The organism is Pedobacter suwonensis, assembly GCF_044762335.1.
Classification (GTDB): domain Bacteria; phylum Bacteroidota; class Bacteroidia; order Sphingobacteriales; family Sphingobacteriaceae; genus Pedobacter.
Window position 1 is genome coordinate 37,986 of sequence record NZ_JBIWEB010000022.1, and the last position, 14,898, is coordinate 52,883.

Sequence of the window (14,898 nt, forward strand, 5' to 3'; positions counted from 1 at the left end):
TTCAAGCGCATGGCAAAACAGATTAGCGAATTAAAATTAGGTATTTTAGGTGGTGGGCAACTGGGCAGGATGCTCATTCAACAAGCCATAAACTATAATGTAACCACATTAGTTTTAGACCCGGATCCTGATGCTCCCTGTAAACACATTTCCAATTATTTCGAAAATGGCTCCATCACAGATTTTGACACCGTTTATAATTTTGGCAAGAAAGCTGACATCATCACCATTGAAATTGAAAAGGTAAATATTGATGCACTTGAGCAGCTCGAGAAGGAAGGCAAAAAAGTATTTCCGCAATCAAGGGTAATTCGTTTAATCCAGGATAAAGGAGTGCAGAAACAGTTTTTCAAAGAGAACGATATCCCGACTTCTCCTTTTCAGATTGTAAATACAAAGGAAGATATGGAAAACTGCAATATTCCTTTTCCATATATACTAAAACTGCGTAAGGATGGTTACGACGGTAAAGGGGTGATGAAAATCAACGGTGCCGCCGATCTGGAAAAAGCTTTTGATGCACCCTGCATTGTCGAAAAACTGGTTGATTTTGAAAAAGAGGTAGCCGTAATTGTGGCACGTAACGCCAATGGCGATGTAAAGACATTCCCAATGGTTGAAATGGAATTTAATCCGGAAGCCAATCTGGTTGAGTTTCTCATCTCACCATCCACTTTTGCTGAAAGTTTGCAACAAAAGGCCGAAAACATCGCCAAGAATATAGCTTCAGCAATGAATATTACCGGTATTTTAGCGGTTGAAATGTTTGTATGTAAAGACGGTGAGTTACTGGTGAATGAGGTTGCTCCCCGCCCGCATAATAGTGGCCATCAAACTATTGAAGGCAATTACGTTTCTCAGTTCGAACAACATTTACGCTCCATTTATAATTTGCCGCTTGGCGATACCAGCAGCATTACCAATGCCATTATGATCAATCTGCTTGGAGAAAAAGGTTTTGAAGGTGTGGCCCAATATGAAAATCTTGAAAAAGTACTCGCCATAGATGGTGTTTATGTTCACCTATACGGCAAAAAGTACACAAAACCTTTCCGCAAGATGGGCCATGTTACCATTGTTGATATCGACAGGGAAAAAGCGATTGAAAAAGCAAGGTTTGTACAAAAAACACTAAAGGTAATTGCTTAAGCCCCTACCTCGCCGAATTGGAGCAAAAAGCAGGATAAAGAAATAAATTTAGAAGAAATAAAAAACAGATATGAGTCAAGGAAATTCAAATTCAGCATTAGTAGGGATTATTATGGGAAGCAAATCAGACCTGCCGGTGATGCAGGATGCTGCTGATGTACTAGAAGAATTTGGAATCAGTTACGAAATTACAGTAGTTTCTGCACATAGAACACCAGAACGTATGTTCAATTATGCTAAAGAAGCTCAGGGCCGTGGATTAAAGGTTATTATTGCAGGCGCTGGTGGCGCTGCGCATTTACCCGGAATGGTAGCTTCGATCACCACCTTACCCGTAATTGGTGTCCCGGTAAAATCATCAAACTCTATTGATGGCTGGGACAGCATTTTATCTATCTTACAAATGCCTAACGGTATTCCGGTAGCCACAGTAGCTTTAAATGCAGCTAAAAATGCGGGCCTGCTGGCATCTCAGATTTTAGCTACCGCTGATGAATCTTTAACAGTTAAAATGCAGGCTTATAAAGATGAATTAAGAAAAAAAGTTGAGGAAAGCGCTGATAGCATTTAGTTTGGAGTTACAAGTTGGGAGTTTGGAGCAATATCGTTAACTCAAAACTCTAAACACCCAACTCCAAACTAGTTCAAACTCGGATCTACCGGAAAATTGCTAATATGTGCATATTTTGGGCCTAAATTCACAATAACATCGCGCCAAAGCTTTTCGTCATCATTACTAAAAATAAGGTCCGGATTAAAATTATCGCTTACCATCCAGGCGTTCTGTTCTATTTCACGATCGAGCTGACCATGATCCCAGCCCGAATATCCCATAAAAAATTTCACTTCATCCTCATTTATCGCATTGGTATTGATCAGGATTTTAAGCGTTTCAAAATTTCCGCCCCAATATAAACCATTTCCAATAGGCTCACCACTCTGTAATTTATCATAACACCTGTGGATAAAATGTAAGGTGTCTGCCGCAACAGGACCACCGAAATAAATATAATTTTTGGCATCCCATAAATCGGGAATTACATCATTCAATACCAGATTGCCTACCTGATTAAGAATATATCCTACAGTCCAATCCTCACCATGTTCTGTTAATAACACAACAGATCTTTTAAAATTGGGATCGGCCATAAAGGGTTCTGATATGAGTAAGCGGCCGGTTTTTGGTTTTATATTGTTCAGCATGATGATAATCATTTGTTACACCGTAAAAGATGCCTATTTTTGTTAAATGCAAGTTACAAATGAATTTCTACAAAACCTGCGCCAAGATTACAAAAGCGCTTCGCTAGATGAATCTGACGTTGATCCAGACCCAATTGTTCAGTTTCAAAACTGGTTTAAACATGCGGTTGATGCTCATATATACGAACCTAATGTAATGACTTTGGCCACTGCAGATAAAGCTGGCAGACCCGATGCCCGCATTGTTTTACTTAAAGGTGTCGATAAAGACGGTTTTCGGTTTTTTACCAATTACCTCAGTGCCAAAGGAAAAGAGCTAAAACGTAATCCTTATGCTGCATTAGTGTTTTTCTGGCCCGACTTGGAAAGACAGGTGAGAATTGAAGGTACCGTAGAAAAACTGGATAAAGAAACCTCGGAAGCCTATTTTAATACCAGACCGATTGCCAGTCAGATTGGTGCGGTAGTTTCGCCGCAAAGCCAGATTATTCCAAACAGGGCCTTTCTGGAAGAAAAAGTTGAACAACTGAAAGCTAAAAGTACCAAAAAGGGCATTGTTAAACCGGCACATTGGGGCGGTTATATTGTAAAGCCAACCAGAATAGAGTTTTGGCAAGGCCGAAGAAGCCGGTTGCACGATAGGATAAACTTTGAACTGGTAAAAGGAAGCTGGACAAAAACCAGGTTGGCACCATAACCTTTTTTATAAAATTAGTAGAGATTGGTTTTGCAACAGATCTTTTTTACCAAATCGTTTATTAATAATTTTCGTTTAATCATTAAAGAATGAAACAAATCGCAGTTATCGGATCCGGAACTATGGGAAATGGCATTGCCCATACCTTTGCACAATTTAATTACCAGGTCAACCTGGTTGACATCAGCCAGTCTGCGCTGGATAAGGCCATGCAGACCATTACCAAGAATCTTGAAAGACAGGTTGCCAAAGGAACCTTAACAAAGGAGCAGAAATCAGCTTCATTGGATAATATCACTACTTATACCTCAATAAAAGATGGAGTTCAAAATTGCGATTTAATTGTTGAAGCTGCTACAGAAAACATCGACTTAAAGCTGAAGATTTTTAGGGATTTAGATGAATATGCACCTGCACATGCCATTCTGGCTTCCAATACTTCTTCTATATCGATAACTCAAATTGCTGCCGTAACCGGCAGAGGTGAGCAGGTAATCGGAATGCACTTTATGAATCCCGTGCCGGTGATGAAGTTAGTAGAAGTAATAAGAGGTTATGCCACAAGCGATGAAACGACCAGCACCATTATGCAGCTGTCTCAGCGCCTGGAAAAGGTTCCTGTGGAGGTAAACGATTATCCGGGTTTTGTGGCCAACCGAATTTTAATGCCCATGATTAACGAGGCCATCTATACGCTATACGAAGGTGTAGCAGGAGTCCGGGAAATTGATACCGTGATGAAACTTGGAATGGCACACCCGATGGGGCCCTTGCAGTTAGCCGATTTTATTGGGCTGGATGTTTGTTTGGCCATATTAAAAGTATTACATGATGGTTTCGGTAATCCTAAATATGCTCCTTGTCCATTATTGGTAAATATGGTGGCAGCAGGTAGAAAAGGGGCTAAAACGGGTGAAGGCTTTTATAAATACACTTCTGGATCAAAGGATCTTATTGTTTCAGATAAATTTAAAAAATCCTAATTTTTTTAGCATTTAATTTTATATTTGCTGTATGAATGAGCATCTGGACCCTGAAGCAAGCAACCTTACCCCTACCGATCGCGATATTGAAAGGGTTTTAAGGCCCCAGGCTTTCGAAGACTTTACAGGACAGGAAAAAGTGATGGAAAACCTGAAGATTTTTGTTCAGGCAGCGAAACTTCGTGGCGAGGCTTTAGATCATGTTCTATTGCATGGCCCTCCGGGATTAGGTAAAACCACACTTTCTCATATCATTGCCAACGAAATGGCTACAGGTATTAAAGTAACATCCGGCCCTGTATTGGATAAACCCGGCGACCTGGCTGGTTTGTTAACTGGCCTGGATGAAGGTGATATTCTTTTTATTGATGAAATCCACCGTTTATCTCCTTTGGTTGAAGAGTATCTATACTCAGCCATGGAAGATTTCAAAATAGATATCATGCTTGAAACTGGTCCTAATGCCCGTTCAGTGCAGATATCACTTAATCCTTTTACATTAGTGGGTGCAACCACACGCTCCGGCTTGTTAACAGCACCGCTGAGAGCCCGTTTCGGAATTAATGCCCGTTTGGCTTACTATGACGCTAAATTACTTACGACAATCGTGCTCCGCTCCTCCGAAATATTAAAAACGCCAATCAGCGATGAAGGTGCCTATGAAATTGCCCGACGCAGCCGCGGTACGCCGCGTATAGCCAATGCCTTACTACGCAGAACCAGAGATTTTGCACAGATTAAAGGAAATGGAACTATCGACACCGAAATCGCCCGTTATGCATTAGATGCACTGAACGTAGACGAACATGGTTTGGATGAAATGGATAATAAGATTCTGGTTACGATTATTGATAAATTTAAAGGTGGTCCGGTGGGCTTAAAGACCATTGCCACTGCCGTTGGAGAAGATGAGGGTACTATTGAAGAGGTTTATGAACCATTTTTAATTCAGGAAGGCTATATCATGCGTACTTCACGTGGACGAGAAGTTACCGAGGCTGCATACAAACATTTAAAGAAAAATTTTCCTGGACAAACCGGAAAGCTGTTTTAGGAAACATTGGTTGCGTCAAAATTGTCCTTTAGACTGATGTCCAACCGAATGAAAAAGTTTATTGACTGACCTCAAAAACCTCACTGCTACGGTGAGGTGCAGACCGTAAATAAAATTAACTGCCATTCCAGCGCAGGCCGGATCTTAAGGGCCTGGAATCAAGCTTTAGCATTTCCGTCAGATGGTTATTGAACGGAGTGAATAGAAAGAAGCAATATCTGTTTAAATAAAACATCGCTTCTCCACTCAATTGAGCATGATGATTTACATGCGGTAAACTTCCTTAATCCTAGTTATAAAATATAAAGGTAACAAAGGTCAGCTGTGATTAAAATTAGGCATGACCAAAAATATTATACCATAAAAAGATATAATCATGTTACGCCGCCATGCTAACCAAAAAATATGGAAAACCAAAGTATCAGTTTGCGAAGGCCAAATGGTAAACACTGAGCTTCCTTTTTTATATATCTGTTACAATAGAAGTTTTGGCACAGCGTTTGAATTATTTGAACCACACACAAATAAATTGGATTATTATGAAAAAGTTATTCATCATCTCCGCGATTTTAGGTATCGTGGCGTTAACTTCTAATCAATCTAACGCTCAGGTAAATATTAATGTGAACATTGGTCCTCAACCAACATGGATTCCTGCTGGTTACCAAAACGTTAATTATTATTATCTTCCAGAAGTTCAATCTTACTATTATGTCCCTCAAAGGCAGTTTGTTTATTTAAACGGCAACCGTTGGATCAGATCAAGGTATTTACCTGCCAGGTATAGAGGTTATGATTTGCATCACGGACGAAAAATTGTAATGCAAGGAAACAGTCCATACCGTGATTACCACAAGCATAGGGTAACTTATGTAAGCCGAAATAACTATTACCGCTCATCTTATGGCGGCGGTGTTGACAGGATTAGAAACCGCGCACCCAAGCATCATTATAAACCACATCATGTAGATCATGGGCGTCATGAAAGAAGGATAAATACCAGTTTATTCTCCAGAGGGTATCGGGAAAAACATGGGCATGGCAGACATTGAAAAAGAGGCTTAACGCCAGTCATGGTCGGAAGATTTTTCTTCCGACTTTTTTTGTTTAAGCGGCTTAACTTTTTTCTTTTTAAATATTTGATTATCAGTATTTTATATTGATTTTATCGCTTATTTTTTGTATCTTAATGAGTGACAATCAATAAGATATGGCCATTTTTAAAGATCATAATATTAGCATAAAACAGCTGTTTGGATACATCCCCGAAGCTCTAATGGCAAATTTGTCTCTGACAACCAAGATCGATCACTACGCGAAAGTGCTGCATGGGAACAAGTTATTTTATTTACTGCTTTACGGCATTTTGGATAACGAAAAGCTGAGCCAGTGAACATTAGAGGATACCTTTAATGATTCGGTATTTAAAGTGCTTTTCAAGCTTGATGAAGATGAAAGAATACGTAGAAGTTCCATTTCAGAGCGGCTTTCCAAAATAGATCCGGATTATTTCAAACAGATCTATGAATGCATTTATGATCAGTTTTCCGAATTGTATGGATCGGGGTCTGCAGTCGACCAGAAATATGCAAGCATTTAGTGCGAATGCGATAACATTCATTTGCAGGTCAAAGGAGAATAAAAAGTTTGTTGAACTTGAATCGTTCATCACCGAAGATCAGGAACTGGATATAGGGGGATCTGTACTGCTAAAGGATTCTAAAGTGCAATTATATACTGGTGTTGTGGTTAATAATAAGCAGGGGAATAAACATTTCAGGCACGAATTGGTAGATAGCCCATTCCGTCTTATTATTGTGGAAAGCAAACTGGATGATAAGAAATATTGGTTCCTAACCAATGATTTCAAACTTTCTGCTAGAGAGATAGCCCAGGCATATAGGAGGCGTTGGGATATAGAAGTATTTTTCCGGTTCTTAAAACAAGAACTAAATGTAAGCCACCTGGTCTCTCTAAACAAGAACGGTATACAGGTAATGTTATACATGACCTTAATTGTTGCTATGTTAGTACTCATCTATAAAAAAGCAAATAACATAGGTTACAAAACTGCCAAAAGGCGATTTGCCATGGAAGTAAGGGACTTGGCTATTGCACTAATCGTTGTGCAATGCGGCGGAGACCCAGGCCTATTTTTTAAAACATAAAAAAAATGGCCGGAATTTCTTCCGACCATGACTGGCTTAACGCCTCTTTTTTTATTTATTTAGGCACGCTGAATTAAATCAGCAAGCTATTTTTATTTACGATTGATGCGGAATAAAACTTTCTGCTTTTTCCAGAACAACCTTTAATCCTGCCGGATTTTTACCACCAGCTGTGGCATAAAACGGCTGCCCACCGCCACCGCCCTGGATTTCTTTACCCAATTCGCGAACGATATTTGAAGCATTTAATCCTTGTTTCACCAGCTGATCAGCCAGCATCACTGTTATCCCAGGTTTGCCATCAATTTCGGTTGTAAAAACCAGGAAAAGATTATCAATCATATCTCTTAAAGAAAATGCCAGGTTTTTTACTGCTTCAGCACTTGGTAAATCAATATGTTTAGCAATCAGGTTAATGCCATTTATTCCTCTTACATGATGTACAATATCATGCTTCAACGTATTTACACGTTCTATGGTCGATTTTTCAATTTCCTTTTTCAGTTTTGCATTTTCGTCAAGCAATGCCTGAACTGCTGCAGATAAATCTTTGCTCCCGTTTAGTAAAGCTTTTAAATGACCCAATTCTTTTCTTTGCTCCAGGAAATACTGCTCAGCTTTATCAGCAGTTATGGCTTCGATCCGGCGAACCCCGGCTGCAACAGCGCTTTCTGAAACAATTTTGAAGGAGCCGATCTGTCCGGTCGCTTTTACGTGCGTACCGCCACAAAGCTCTTTGGAGAAATGATCATCAAAAGTGATCATGCGGACAAAATCGCCATATTTTTCGCCAAATAAAGCCGTAACACCACTTTCAATGGCATCCTGATAAGGAACATTACGCTGTTCTTTTAACTTAATATTCTGGCGGATTTTCTGATTTACAATTACCTCAATCTGTGCTAATTCCTCATCAGTCACTTTAGCAAAGTGTGAAAAATCGAAACGCAGGTAATCTGCATTCACCAATGAACCTTTCTGGTTGACATGTTTGCCCAGCACCTGTTTTAAAGTGGCGTGCAACAAGTGCGTAGCCGAGTGGTTATCTTCAGTTAAGATCCGTTTATCTTCATCTACAACTGCCCAGAATTTTCCTTCCAGGTTATCAGGCAATATATCGGTAAAATGGACGGTCAGACCATTTTCTTTTTTTGTATCGGTGATGTCTACCCAAAACTTGCGGCTATGGTCTTCTAAACGTCCGGTATCGCCTACCTGACCACCACTTTCGGCATAAAATGGCGTTTGGCGCAATACAATCTGATACTGTTCTTTCCCTTTAGCTTTTACTTTACGGTATTTTAAGATCTCGGTTTCAATTTCCAAATCATCATAACCCACAAACTCACTTTGATCATCAGCATTTACGATAATCCAGTCACCAGTATCAATGGCAGTTGCGGCACGGCTATCATCTTTTTGTTTTTTAAGCGCCTGTTCGTAGCCTACAAGATCAACACGCCAACCTTTTTCGCGAGCCATTAATTCCGTTAAATCAATAGGGAAACCAAAGGTATCTGATAATTCGAATGCAAAAGCGCCTTCAACCACATTATTTGCAGCCTGGTATTTTTCGAAACGCTGAATACCTGTAGATAAAGTCCTCAAGAAAGAAACCTCCTCTTCCAAGACTACTTTTTGTACAAAATCCTGCTGCGAAATCAGTTCATCAAAAACACCTTTAAATTGATCAGCCAATAAAGGAACCAATTGATTTAAAAATGGTTCTTTAAAGTTTAAAAAGGTATAGGCATAACGTACAGCCCTGCGTAAAATCCTGCGGATGACATAACCGGCTTTATTATTAGAAGGCAACTGACCATCGGCAATCACAAAGGAAATGGCACGGATGTGATCGGCCATGACGCGCATGGCAATATCGGTTTTCTCGTCGGCTCCATATCTAATACCCGATTTTTCTGCAATGAATTGAATCATCGGTTGAAAAACATCGGTATCATAGTTGGAGGTTTTTTCCTGTAAAACGCGCACCAAACGTTCAAAGCCCATCCCGGTATCAACATGTTTGGCTGGCAAGCTCTGCAATGAACCATTTTTTAAACGGTTAAACTGCATAAATACATTGTTCCAGATTTCGATTACCTGAGGGTGATCTGCATTGACCAGCGTCGCCCCATCAACCAAAGCTCTTTCTTCATCCGTACGGCAATCTACATGGATTTCGGAACATGGTCCGCACGGCCCTGTATCGCCCATTTCCCAAAAGTTATCTTTTTTGTTTCCAGGTAAAATATGGCTTTCGTCTACATATTGTTTCCATAAATCGTAGGCTTCCTGGTCTTTCTCCAGCCCTTCTTTTTCATCGCCTTCGAAATAAGTAACATATAATTTATCCTTCGGGATTTTATAAATCTCCGTCAACAATTCCCAACTCCAGGCAATCGCCTCCTTTTTGAAATAATCGCCAAAGCTCCAGTTGCCCAACATTTCGAACATGGTATGGTGATAGGTATCAATACCAACTTCTTCCAGATCGTTATGTTTACCCGAAACACGTAAACAGCGTTGTGTATCTGCAACCCGAGAATATTTTATAGCGGCTTCCCCTAAAAAAAGATCTTTAAACTGGTTCATACCGGCGTTGGTAAACATTAAAGTGGGATCGTTTTTAACCACTATCGGTGCCGAAGGAACAACATGATGTTGTTTCGATTCAAAAAAACTAAGGAATGCCTGTCTAATCTCTTTTGCTGTCATTTCAATATTATTGGAGGGAACAAAATTAAAATTTTATTGCGTTAATAAGGAAAAATCAAGCTACATTTGAATACTTTAATTAAATGATATAAAGCGCTCATAATCAACCATAAAATATGCCTTATAAAGAAAGAGACATTAATAAAATGTATTATACCATGGGCGAGGTGACTGAAATGTTTAATGTCAACGCATCGCAGATCCGTTTTTACGAAAAGGAATTCGACATTCTCCAGCCTAAAAAAAACAAAAAAGGCAACCGCCTTTTTACGCCCGAAGACATTGAAAATCTAAAAATTATTTTCAACCTCGTTGATGAAAAAGGTTTTACCTTAAAAGGTGCTAAAGAATATCTGAAGAATAATAAAACGGGTGTGAAAGAAAATCAAAAAATTATTGACTCATTGGAAAAACTGAAAAGTTTTCTGGTAAATCTGGCACAAGAACTTTAATTATCCCGTTAAGTTACCTAAATCGTATATATTCCCACGTTAAATCAACTATTTAAAAATACATTTTTGTAGTTTTTAATGATTTTCTTATATTAGAACTACCAATACAAAATCACCCTAATTTTTTATTAACCAGCTTAAACCCTGCTTATGAAAATTTTGTGTGTAGTATTGCCCGCCTTTTCTTCCTGTTCATTATTTCCAAAAAAGCATCTTGGTATAGGTTCACCTTTATTGAAAAGTAATCTGCTTCGGCAAACAAGTCTTTTAAGGAACATGCTTATTCTCATCCTACATTTGATAAGGTCATGGTTTACGGCCCTTTATCATCAATTATTAATTGTAAGTAGTTGCGCTTTTAGGTTTTTAACCGCCGCTTTAATAATGATCGGCTTTATGGCAAATGCGCAAACCAATACAAAGGAGGAAGATATACGTGATATTTTGGAAAGCGTGGCCGAAAACCTTCCCGATGATTACGATATGACCGAGTTGGTTGATGTATTGGAAAGGTATCGTAAACACCCAATTAACCTGAACAAAACATCGGTAGATGAACTAAACACTCTGGTATTTTTATCGCCGCTGCAGATTGCTAATTTCTTTACCCACCTCAAAGAAAACGGCCCGCTTGCCGATGTGCTTGAACTACAGAGTATCCCTGGCTTTGATGTTAAAACCGTTCAAACCCTGCTCCCATTTATAACCTTAGCCGATATGACTGATTATCAGCAAATCGGTTTTAAAAACCTTATTCATGCAGGTGAGAATGACATCATGATGCGGCTGGCGCGAACCTTGCAAAAACAGAAAGGCTACACCGATTTACCTGGAAACCGGTATTTAGGTTCACCAGAAAAATTTCAGATGCGATATCGGTATCAATACAGCTCAATTCTATCGGCAGCCTTCACCTTGGATAAAGATGCGGGAGAAAAATTTATTGACAAACCTTTCGATTTTTATTCAGGTAACATCGCGCTATTCAAATTGGGCAAATTAAAAAAATTAGTGATTGGCGATTATACGCAGCAGTTTGGGCAGGGACTAACCTTATGGTCGGGTTTTTCTTTTGGCAAAGGACCTGATGTTACCAGCGTCGCTAAAAAAGATTTGGGTTTAAGACCTTACAATTCTACCAACGAATACTCCTTTTTTAGAGGTGTGGCTGCAACCCTTAACTTATTTAAAAATGTAGATATAACGCCATTTATTTCTTTCCGCAAGCTGGATGCGAGTCAAAAGTTAGATGCCGATGGAAGTTTAGTTCAGTCTACGATCAATCAAACCGGTTTGCACAGAACACCTACAGAGCTTAAAAATAAAGGTGTTTTGGCACAGACCGTATTTGGCACCACCATTCAATATGCTAAAAACGACTTTGCCATTGGAGCAATTGCCTATCATACCCATTTTAAGAGTCGTTTTATCACACAGACTGCAGCTTATGACCGGTATAGTTTTACAGGAAAATCTTTAACCAATCTGGGTTTATTTTATAATTATACCTATAAAAACATGTACCTATATGGGGAGGGCGCCAAAGGTTTAGGTGGTGGCTTTGCTTATATTAATGGTGTATTGGTGAGTTTATCATCGACAGTTTCTGCGGCTTTAACCTATCGCAATTATGCCAAAGATTACCATAGTTTCTTTAATCAGGCAGTATCCGAATCGAGTGAGGCGGTAAATGAAAGGGGCTTATATGCAGGATTAAATATCAATCCAAATAAACGTTGGTCATTCTCTTTTTATGGAGATTTATTCCGGTTTCCCTGGTTAAAATATCGTGTGGATGAGCCTTCGAAAGGCTATGAAGTTTTAGCGCAAGCCATTTATATGCCCAGTAAAGCTTTTAAAATTTTGGTCCGGTACAAATCAGAAAAAAAGCAACAGAACACCGATCTGAATGTACCGGTAAAGTTTTTAGACGACGTAAAAAGAGATGGCTACCGTACAGAAACGAACTGGCAACTGAACAAGAACTGGCAATTTCAAAACCGCCTGGAGATTTCCCAATATAAGAAAGGAAATGCCAAAAGGGAGTTTGGATACCTCATTTATCAGGATGTAGACTATTCCCCAATGTTTGCCAGGTTAAGTGGAAATGTACGATTTGCATATTTTAATACGCCGAGTTATAATAGTAGAATTTACGCTTACGAAGATGATGTGCTATACAGTTTTGCCTTTGGAATGTATAATGGAAAAGGGTTTAGAACCTATCTGAACCTGAGATATAATGTGATCAAAAAGCTCAATGTGTGGTTTCGTTATGGGCTATTTATTTATCAGGACGTAAAAACGGTAGGTACCTATCTGGACGAGATTAAGGGTAATCAAAAATCGGAGGTTAAAATTCAGGTACGCTATCAATTTTAACCGATGTTTAAAACGGAATATATTTTTGCCAGAATCCTCTTGCCTTTTATTCTGGGTGTCTGTATTTTTTATTATTTCCCGGCATTGACATCTGTTAAATCCTTGATCATAATTGTATTCACTATTTTAACAGGACTCTTATTCTTAAATGTTGTTTATAAAAAATACAATGTATACCGTTACAAAGGCACCGTTGGTTTTTTAATTTACATTTTTTTCTTCAGCCTTGGTGGCTTATTTTGCCTGCTCAAAAATGAAAGATTAAAACAAAACTACTTTGCAAACACCAGGTGTAATCAATTTAAAGTTTGGGTAAATAGCGAACCTCAACAGAATCATGATATTGTACGCTTAAAGGTTGAAATACTATCAGGATATCGGAAAGATAAGCAGATCAATGCATCAGGCCAATTGTTGCTGAACGTCAAATTAGATAGTCTGAAACCCCTCATGATAAAATACGGCGATGAAATGATGATCTCAGTTAGATACACCGAAATAGAACCTCCACACAACCCTGCAGAATTTGACTTTAAAGCTTGGCTTGCCAGTCAGCATATTTATCATCAGGCATTTATAGATCAGGATCACATGATTAGCACCAAAAACAACGTTGGCAATCCGATCAAAAAGATAGCCTTAAGCTTAAGGGAAAGGCAAGTTGCAAAATATAGAAGTTTGATTAAAAGTGATGAGGCTTTTGCCGTGGCCTCTACCCTTATTTTAGGATACCGTGCTGATTTAAGTAAAGAAACGTTGTCGGCTTACTCCAAAACAGGAACCATTCATGCTTTATCCGTTTCAGGGGCGCATGTAGCCATCATCTATGTCATTTTGAATTTTATTTTTTTCTTCTTGAACAATAACCGGACGTTAAGAATAGTGAAACTGATGTTCATCTGCACCTTGATCTGGGGATATGCCTTGATGACCGGTTTATCGCCCTCTGTCGTCCGTTCAGCCATCATGATCAGTATTTTAATCGCTGCCAAAGTTTTATCGAAGAAAACCAATAGTTACAATGTATTAGCCTTTTCGGCATTTTGTCAAATCGTTTACAATCCATTTTTAATCTGGGATGTGGGCTTTCAACTTTCCTATCTCGCCGTATTTGGCCTGATTTATCTTCAGCCAAAAATATACAAGCTTCTCTACACTGATAGTGGTTGGTTGGATAAACTATGGAGTTTGACATCTATGTCTCTTGCTGCGCAAATAGTCACATTTCCATTGAGTATCTATTATTTTCATCAATTCCCCCTTTATTTTTTATTTGCTAATCTTTTCATAACCATTCCGCTAATATTAATGATGTATTTAGGGATTGCTGTATTAATCCCATCATTCGGATTTCTGGCTCCGGTATTCGAATGGATTATAAATTTTACAAATGCAGTGCTAAACTGGATCGCCAATTTGCCATACGCCAGCTTTTCATCCATATGGATTGATCTGCCAGAATTTGTGTTATTGACTTGCTCGCTGGGCATGTTCATTTATGCATTGACAAAACTTAACAAGCGATTTTTATTTGGCTCTTTATTCTTATTTGTCTGTTATCAACTTTTGCTTTTGCGCGATGACCTGATGGTTTTTCAGCAGCGGAAAATTATTTTCTTTTCGTTGAGAAAAAATTATGCGGCCGCCTTTATTGATGGAAAGCAAGCTGTTTTGGTTTCGGATTTAAATCGTGAAGATAAAAACTATACCTTCTCGGTTGAACCTGCATTAGCTCAGCTGCAAGTAGATAAAATACATTTTATAAGTTTAAAAAAAGATACTGTTTTAAAGCGCTTCGTATCAAACAACAATCAGATTGCCTTTTTTCAATATAAAATGCTCTTGGTTGGTGAAGATTTGAATGATAAAGAAATCAATGGAAATGCCAGCTTTTCTAGCATCTGGATAAGTGGAAATACAAAATTTAATTTTGCAAAAATACACCGAGGTATTACATATAAAACGGCGATAATAGATGCGACCAATAAAGATTATAAAATTCGGATCTTTAAAAAAGAATTCGAGAATAATAATATAGATGTATATGTTTTAAAGAAAAATAAAGCATATTTGGTGCAACTAAGCCGATAAC

At 38.6% G+C, this 14,898-nt stretch carries 12 protein-coding genes; 10 read left to right on the forward strand and 2 right to left on the reverse strand.

Going from position 1 to position 14,898, the window contains the following annotated elements:
- Positions 1–9: 9 nt before the first annotated feature.
- Positions 10–1,149, forward strand: a complete 1,140-nt coding sequence (locus ACIQXP_RS22495; RefSeq protein WP_090979562.1) for a 5-(carboxyamino)imidazole ribonucleotide synthase — start codon at positions 10–12, stop codon at positions 1,147–1,149.
- A gap of 70 nt (positions 1,150–1,219) precedes the next feature.
- On the forward strand, positions 1,220–1,720 hold the full coding sequence (gene purE / locus ACIQXP_RS22500) for a 5-(carboxyamino)imidazole ribonucleotide mutase (RefSeq protein ID WP_387508007.1): 501 nt from the start codon (positions 1,220–1,222) through the stop codon (positions 1,718–1,720).
- Between the two features lie 68 nt (positions 1,721–1,788).
- Here the strand turns inward: purE and ACIQXP_RS22505 are convergent, their stop codons facing one another.
- A complete protein-coding gene (locus ACIQXP_RS22505; RefSeq protein ID WP_387508009.1) occupies positions 1,789–2,352 on the reverse strand; it encodes a YqgE/AlgH family protein in 564 nt (187 codons plus the stop codon).
- Positions 2,353–2,398: 46 nt separating this feature from the next.
- On the opposite strand from ACIQXP_RS22505, the gene pdxH reads away from it, so the two are divergent.
- From pdxH to ACIQXP_RS22530, 5 genes are all read left to right on the forward strand, one after another.
- A complete protein-coding gene (gene pdxH, locus ACIQXP_RS22510; RefSeq protein ID WP_387508011.1) occupies positions 2,399–3,049 on the forward strand; it encodes a pyridoxamine 5'-phosphate oxidase in 651 nt (216 codons plus the stop codon).
- 89 nt (positions 3,050–3,138) lie between these two features.
- Entirely contained in the window at positions 3,139–4,032 is an 894-nt protein-coding gene (locus ACIQXP_RS22515; RefSeq protein WP_387508012.1) for a 3-hydroxyacyl-CoA dehydrogenase family protein, read from the forward strand.
- A gap of 31 nt (positions 4,033–4,063) precedes the next feature.
- Complete coding sequence (gene ruvB / locus ACIQXP_RS22520) at positions 4,064–5,086, forward strand: Holliday junction branch migration DNA helicase RuvB (RefSeq protein ID WP_293741951.1); 1,023 nt, start codon at positions 4,064–4,066, stop codon at positions 5,084–5,086.
- A gap of 539 nt (positions 5,087–5,625) precedes the next feature.
- Positions 5,626–6,138 carry a hypothetical protein gene (locus tag ACIQXP_RS22525; protein WP_387508014.1) on the forward strand — a complete coding sequence of 171 codons (513 nt, stop codon included), beginning with the start codon at positions 5,626–5,628 and terminating at the stop codon, positions 6,136–6,138.
- Positions 6,139–6,672: 534 nt separating this feature from the next.
- Complete coding sequence (locus tag ACIQXP_RS22530) at positions 6,673–7,254, forward strand: transposase (RefSeq protein WP_391527805.1); 582 nt, start codon at positions 6,673–6,675, stop codon at positions 7,252–7,254.
- A gap of 96 nt (positions 7,255–7,350) precedes the next feature.
- On the opposite strand, the gene alaS is transcribed toward ACIQXP_RS22530, so the two are convergent.
- Positions 7,351–9,972 carry an alanine--tRNA ligase gene (gene alaS, locus ACIQXP_RS22535; RefSeq protein WP_387508018.1) on the reverse strand — a complete coding sequence of 874 codons (2,622 nt, stop codon included), beginning with the start codon at positions 9,970–9,972 and terminating at the stop codon, positions 7,351–7,353.
- 116 nt (positions 9,973–10,088) lie between these two features.
- On the opposite strand from alaS, the gene ACIQXP_RS22540 reads away from it, so the two are divergent.
- The 3 genes from ACIQXP_RS22540 (at position 10,089) to ACIQXP_RS22550 (ending at position 14,897) form a co-directional block, all read left to right on the forward strand.
- A complete protein-coding gene (locus tag ACIQXP_RS22540; RefSeq protein ID WP_090979577.1) occupies positions 10,089–10,424 on the forward strand; it encodes a MerR family transcriptional regulator in 336 nt (111 codons plus the stop codon).
- 384 nt (positions 10,425–10,808) lie between these two features.
- Positions 10,809–12,806, forward strand: a complete 1,998-nt coding sequence (locus ACIQXP_RS22545; protein WP_387508020.1) for a helix-hairpin-helix domain-containing protein — start codon at positions 10,809–10,811, stop codon at positions 12,804–12,806.
- A gap of 3 nt (positions 12,807–12,809) precedes the next feature.
- A complete protein-coding gene (locus ACIQXP_RS22550; RefSeq protein WP_387508022.1) occupies positions 12,810–14,897 on the forward strand; it encodes a ComEC/Rec2 family competence protein in 2,088 nt (695 codons plus the stop codon).
- The last annotated feature ends 1 nt before the right edge of the window (position 14,898 follow it).

Excerpts from the sequence above, each read along its gene's own strand:
- ACIQXP_RS22495 (WP_090979562.1), top strand. The coding sequence starts at position 10 with ATGGCAAAACAGATTAGCGAATTAAAATTAGGTATTTTAGGTGGTGGG.
- purE (WP_387508007.1), top strand. The coding sequence starts at position 1,220 with ATGAGTCAAGGAAATTCAAATTCAGCATTAGTAGGGATTATTATGGGA.
- ACIQXP_RS22505 (WP_387508009.1), bottom strand. The coding sequence starts at position 2,352 with ATGCTGAACAATATAAAACCAAAAACCGGCCGCTTACTCATATCAGAA.
- pdxH (WP_387508011.1), top strand. The coding sequence starts at position 2,399 with ATGCAAGTTACAAATGAATTTCTACAAAACCTGCGCCAAGATTACAAA.
- ACIQXP_RS22515 (WP_387508012.1), top strand. The coding sequence starts at position 3,139 with ATGAAACAAATCGCAGTTATCGGATCCGGAACTATGGGAAATGGCATT.
- ruvB (WP_293741951.1), top strand. The coding sequence starts at position 4,064 with ATGAATGAGCATCTGGACCCTGAAGCAAGCAACCTTACCCCTACCGAT.
- ACIQXP_RS22525 (WP_387508014.1), top strand. The coding sequence starts at position 5,626 with ATGAAAAAGTTATTCATCATCTCCGCGATTTTAGGTATCGTGGCGTTA.
- ACIQXP_RS22530 (WP_391527805.1), top strand. The coding sequence starts at position 6,673 with ATGCAAGCATTTAGTGCGAATGCGATAACATTCATTTGCAGGTCAAAG.
- alaS (WP_387508018.1), bottom strand. The coding sequence starts at position 9,972 with ATGACAGCAAAAGAGATTAGACAGGCATTCCTTAGTTTTTTTGAATCG.
- ACIQXP_RS22540 (WP_090979577.1), top strand. The coding sequence starts at position 10,089 with ATGCCTTATAAAGAAAGAGACATTAATAAAATGTATTATACCATGGGC.
- ACIQXP_RS22545 (WP_387508020.1), top strand. The coding sequence starts at position 10,809 with ATGATCGGCTTTATGGCAAATGCGCAAACCAATACAAAGGAGGAAGAT.
- ACIQXP_RS22550 (WP_387508022.1), top strand. The coding sequence starts at position 12,810 with ATGTTTAAAACGGAATATATTTTTGCCAGAATCCTCTTGCCTTTTATT.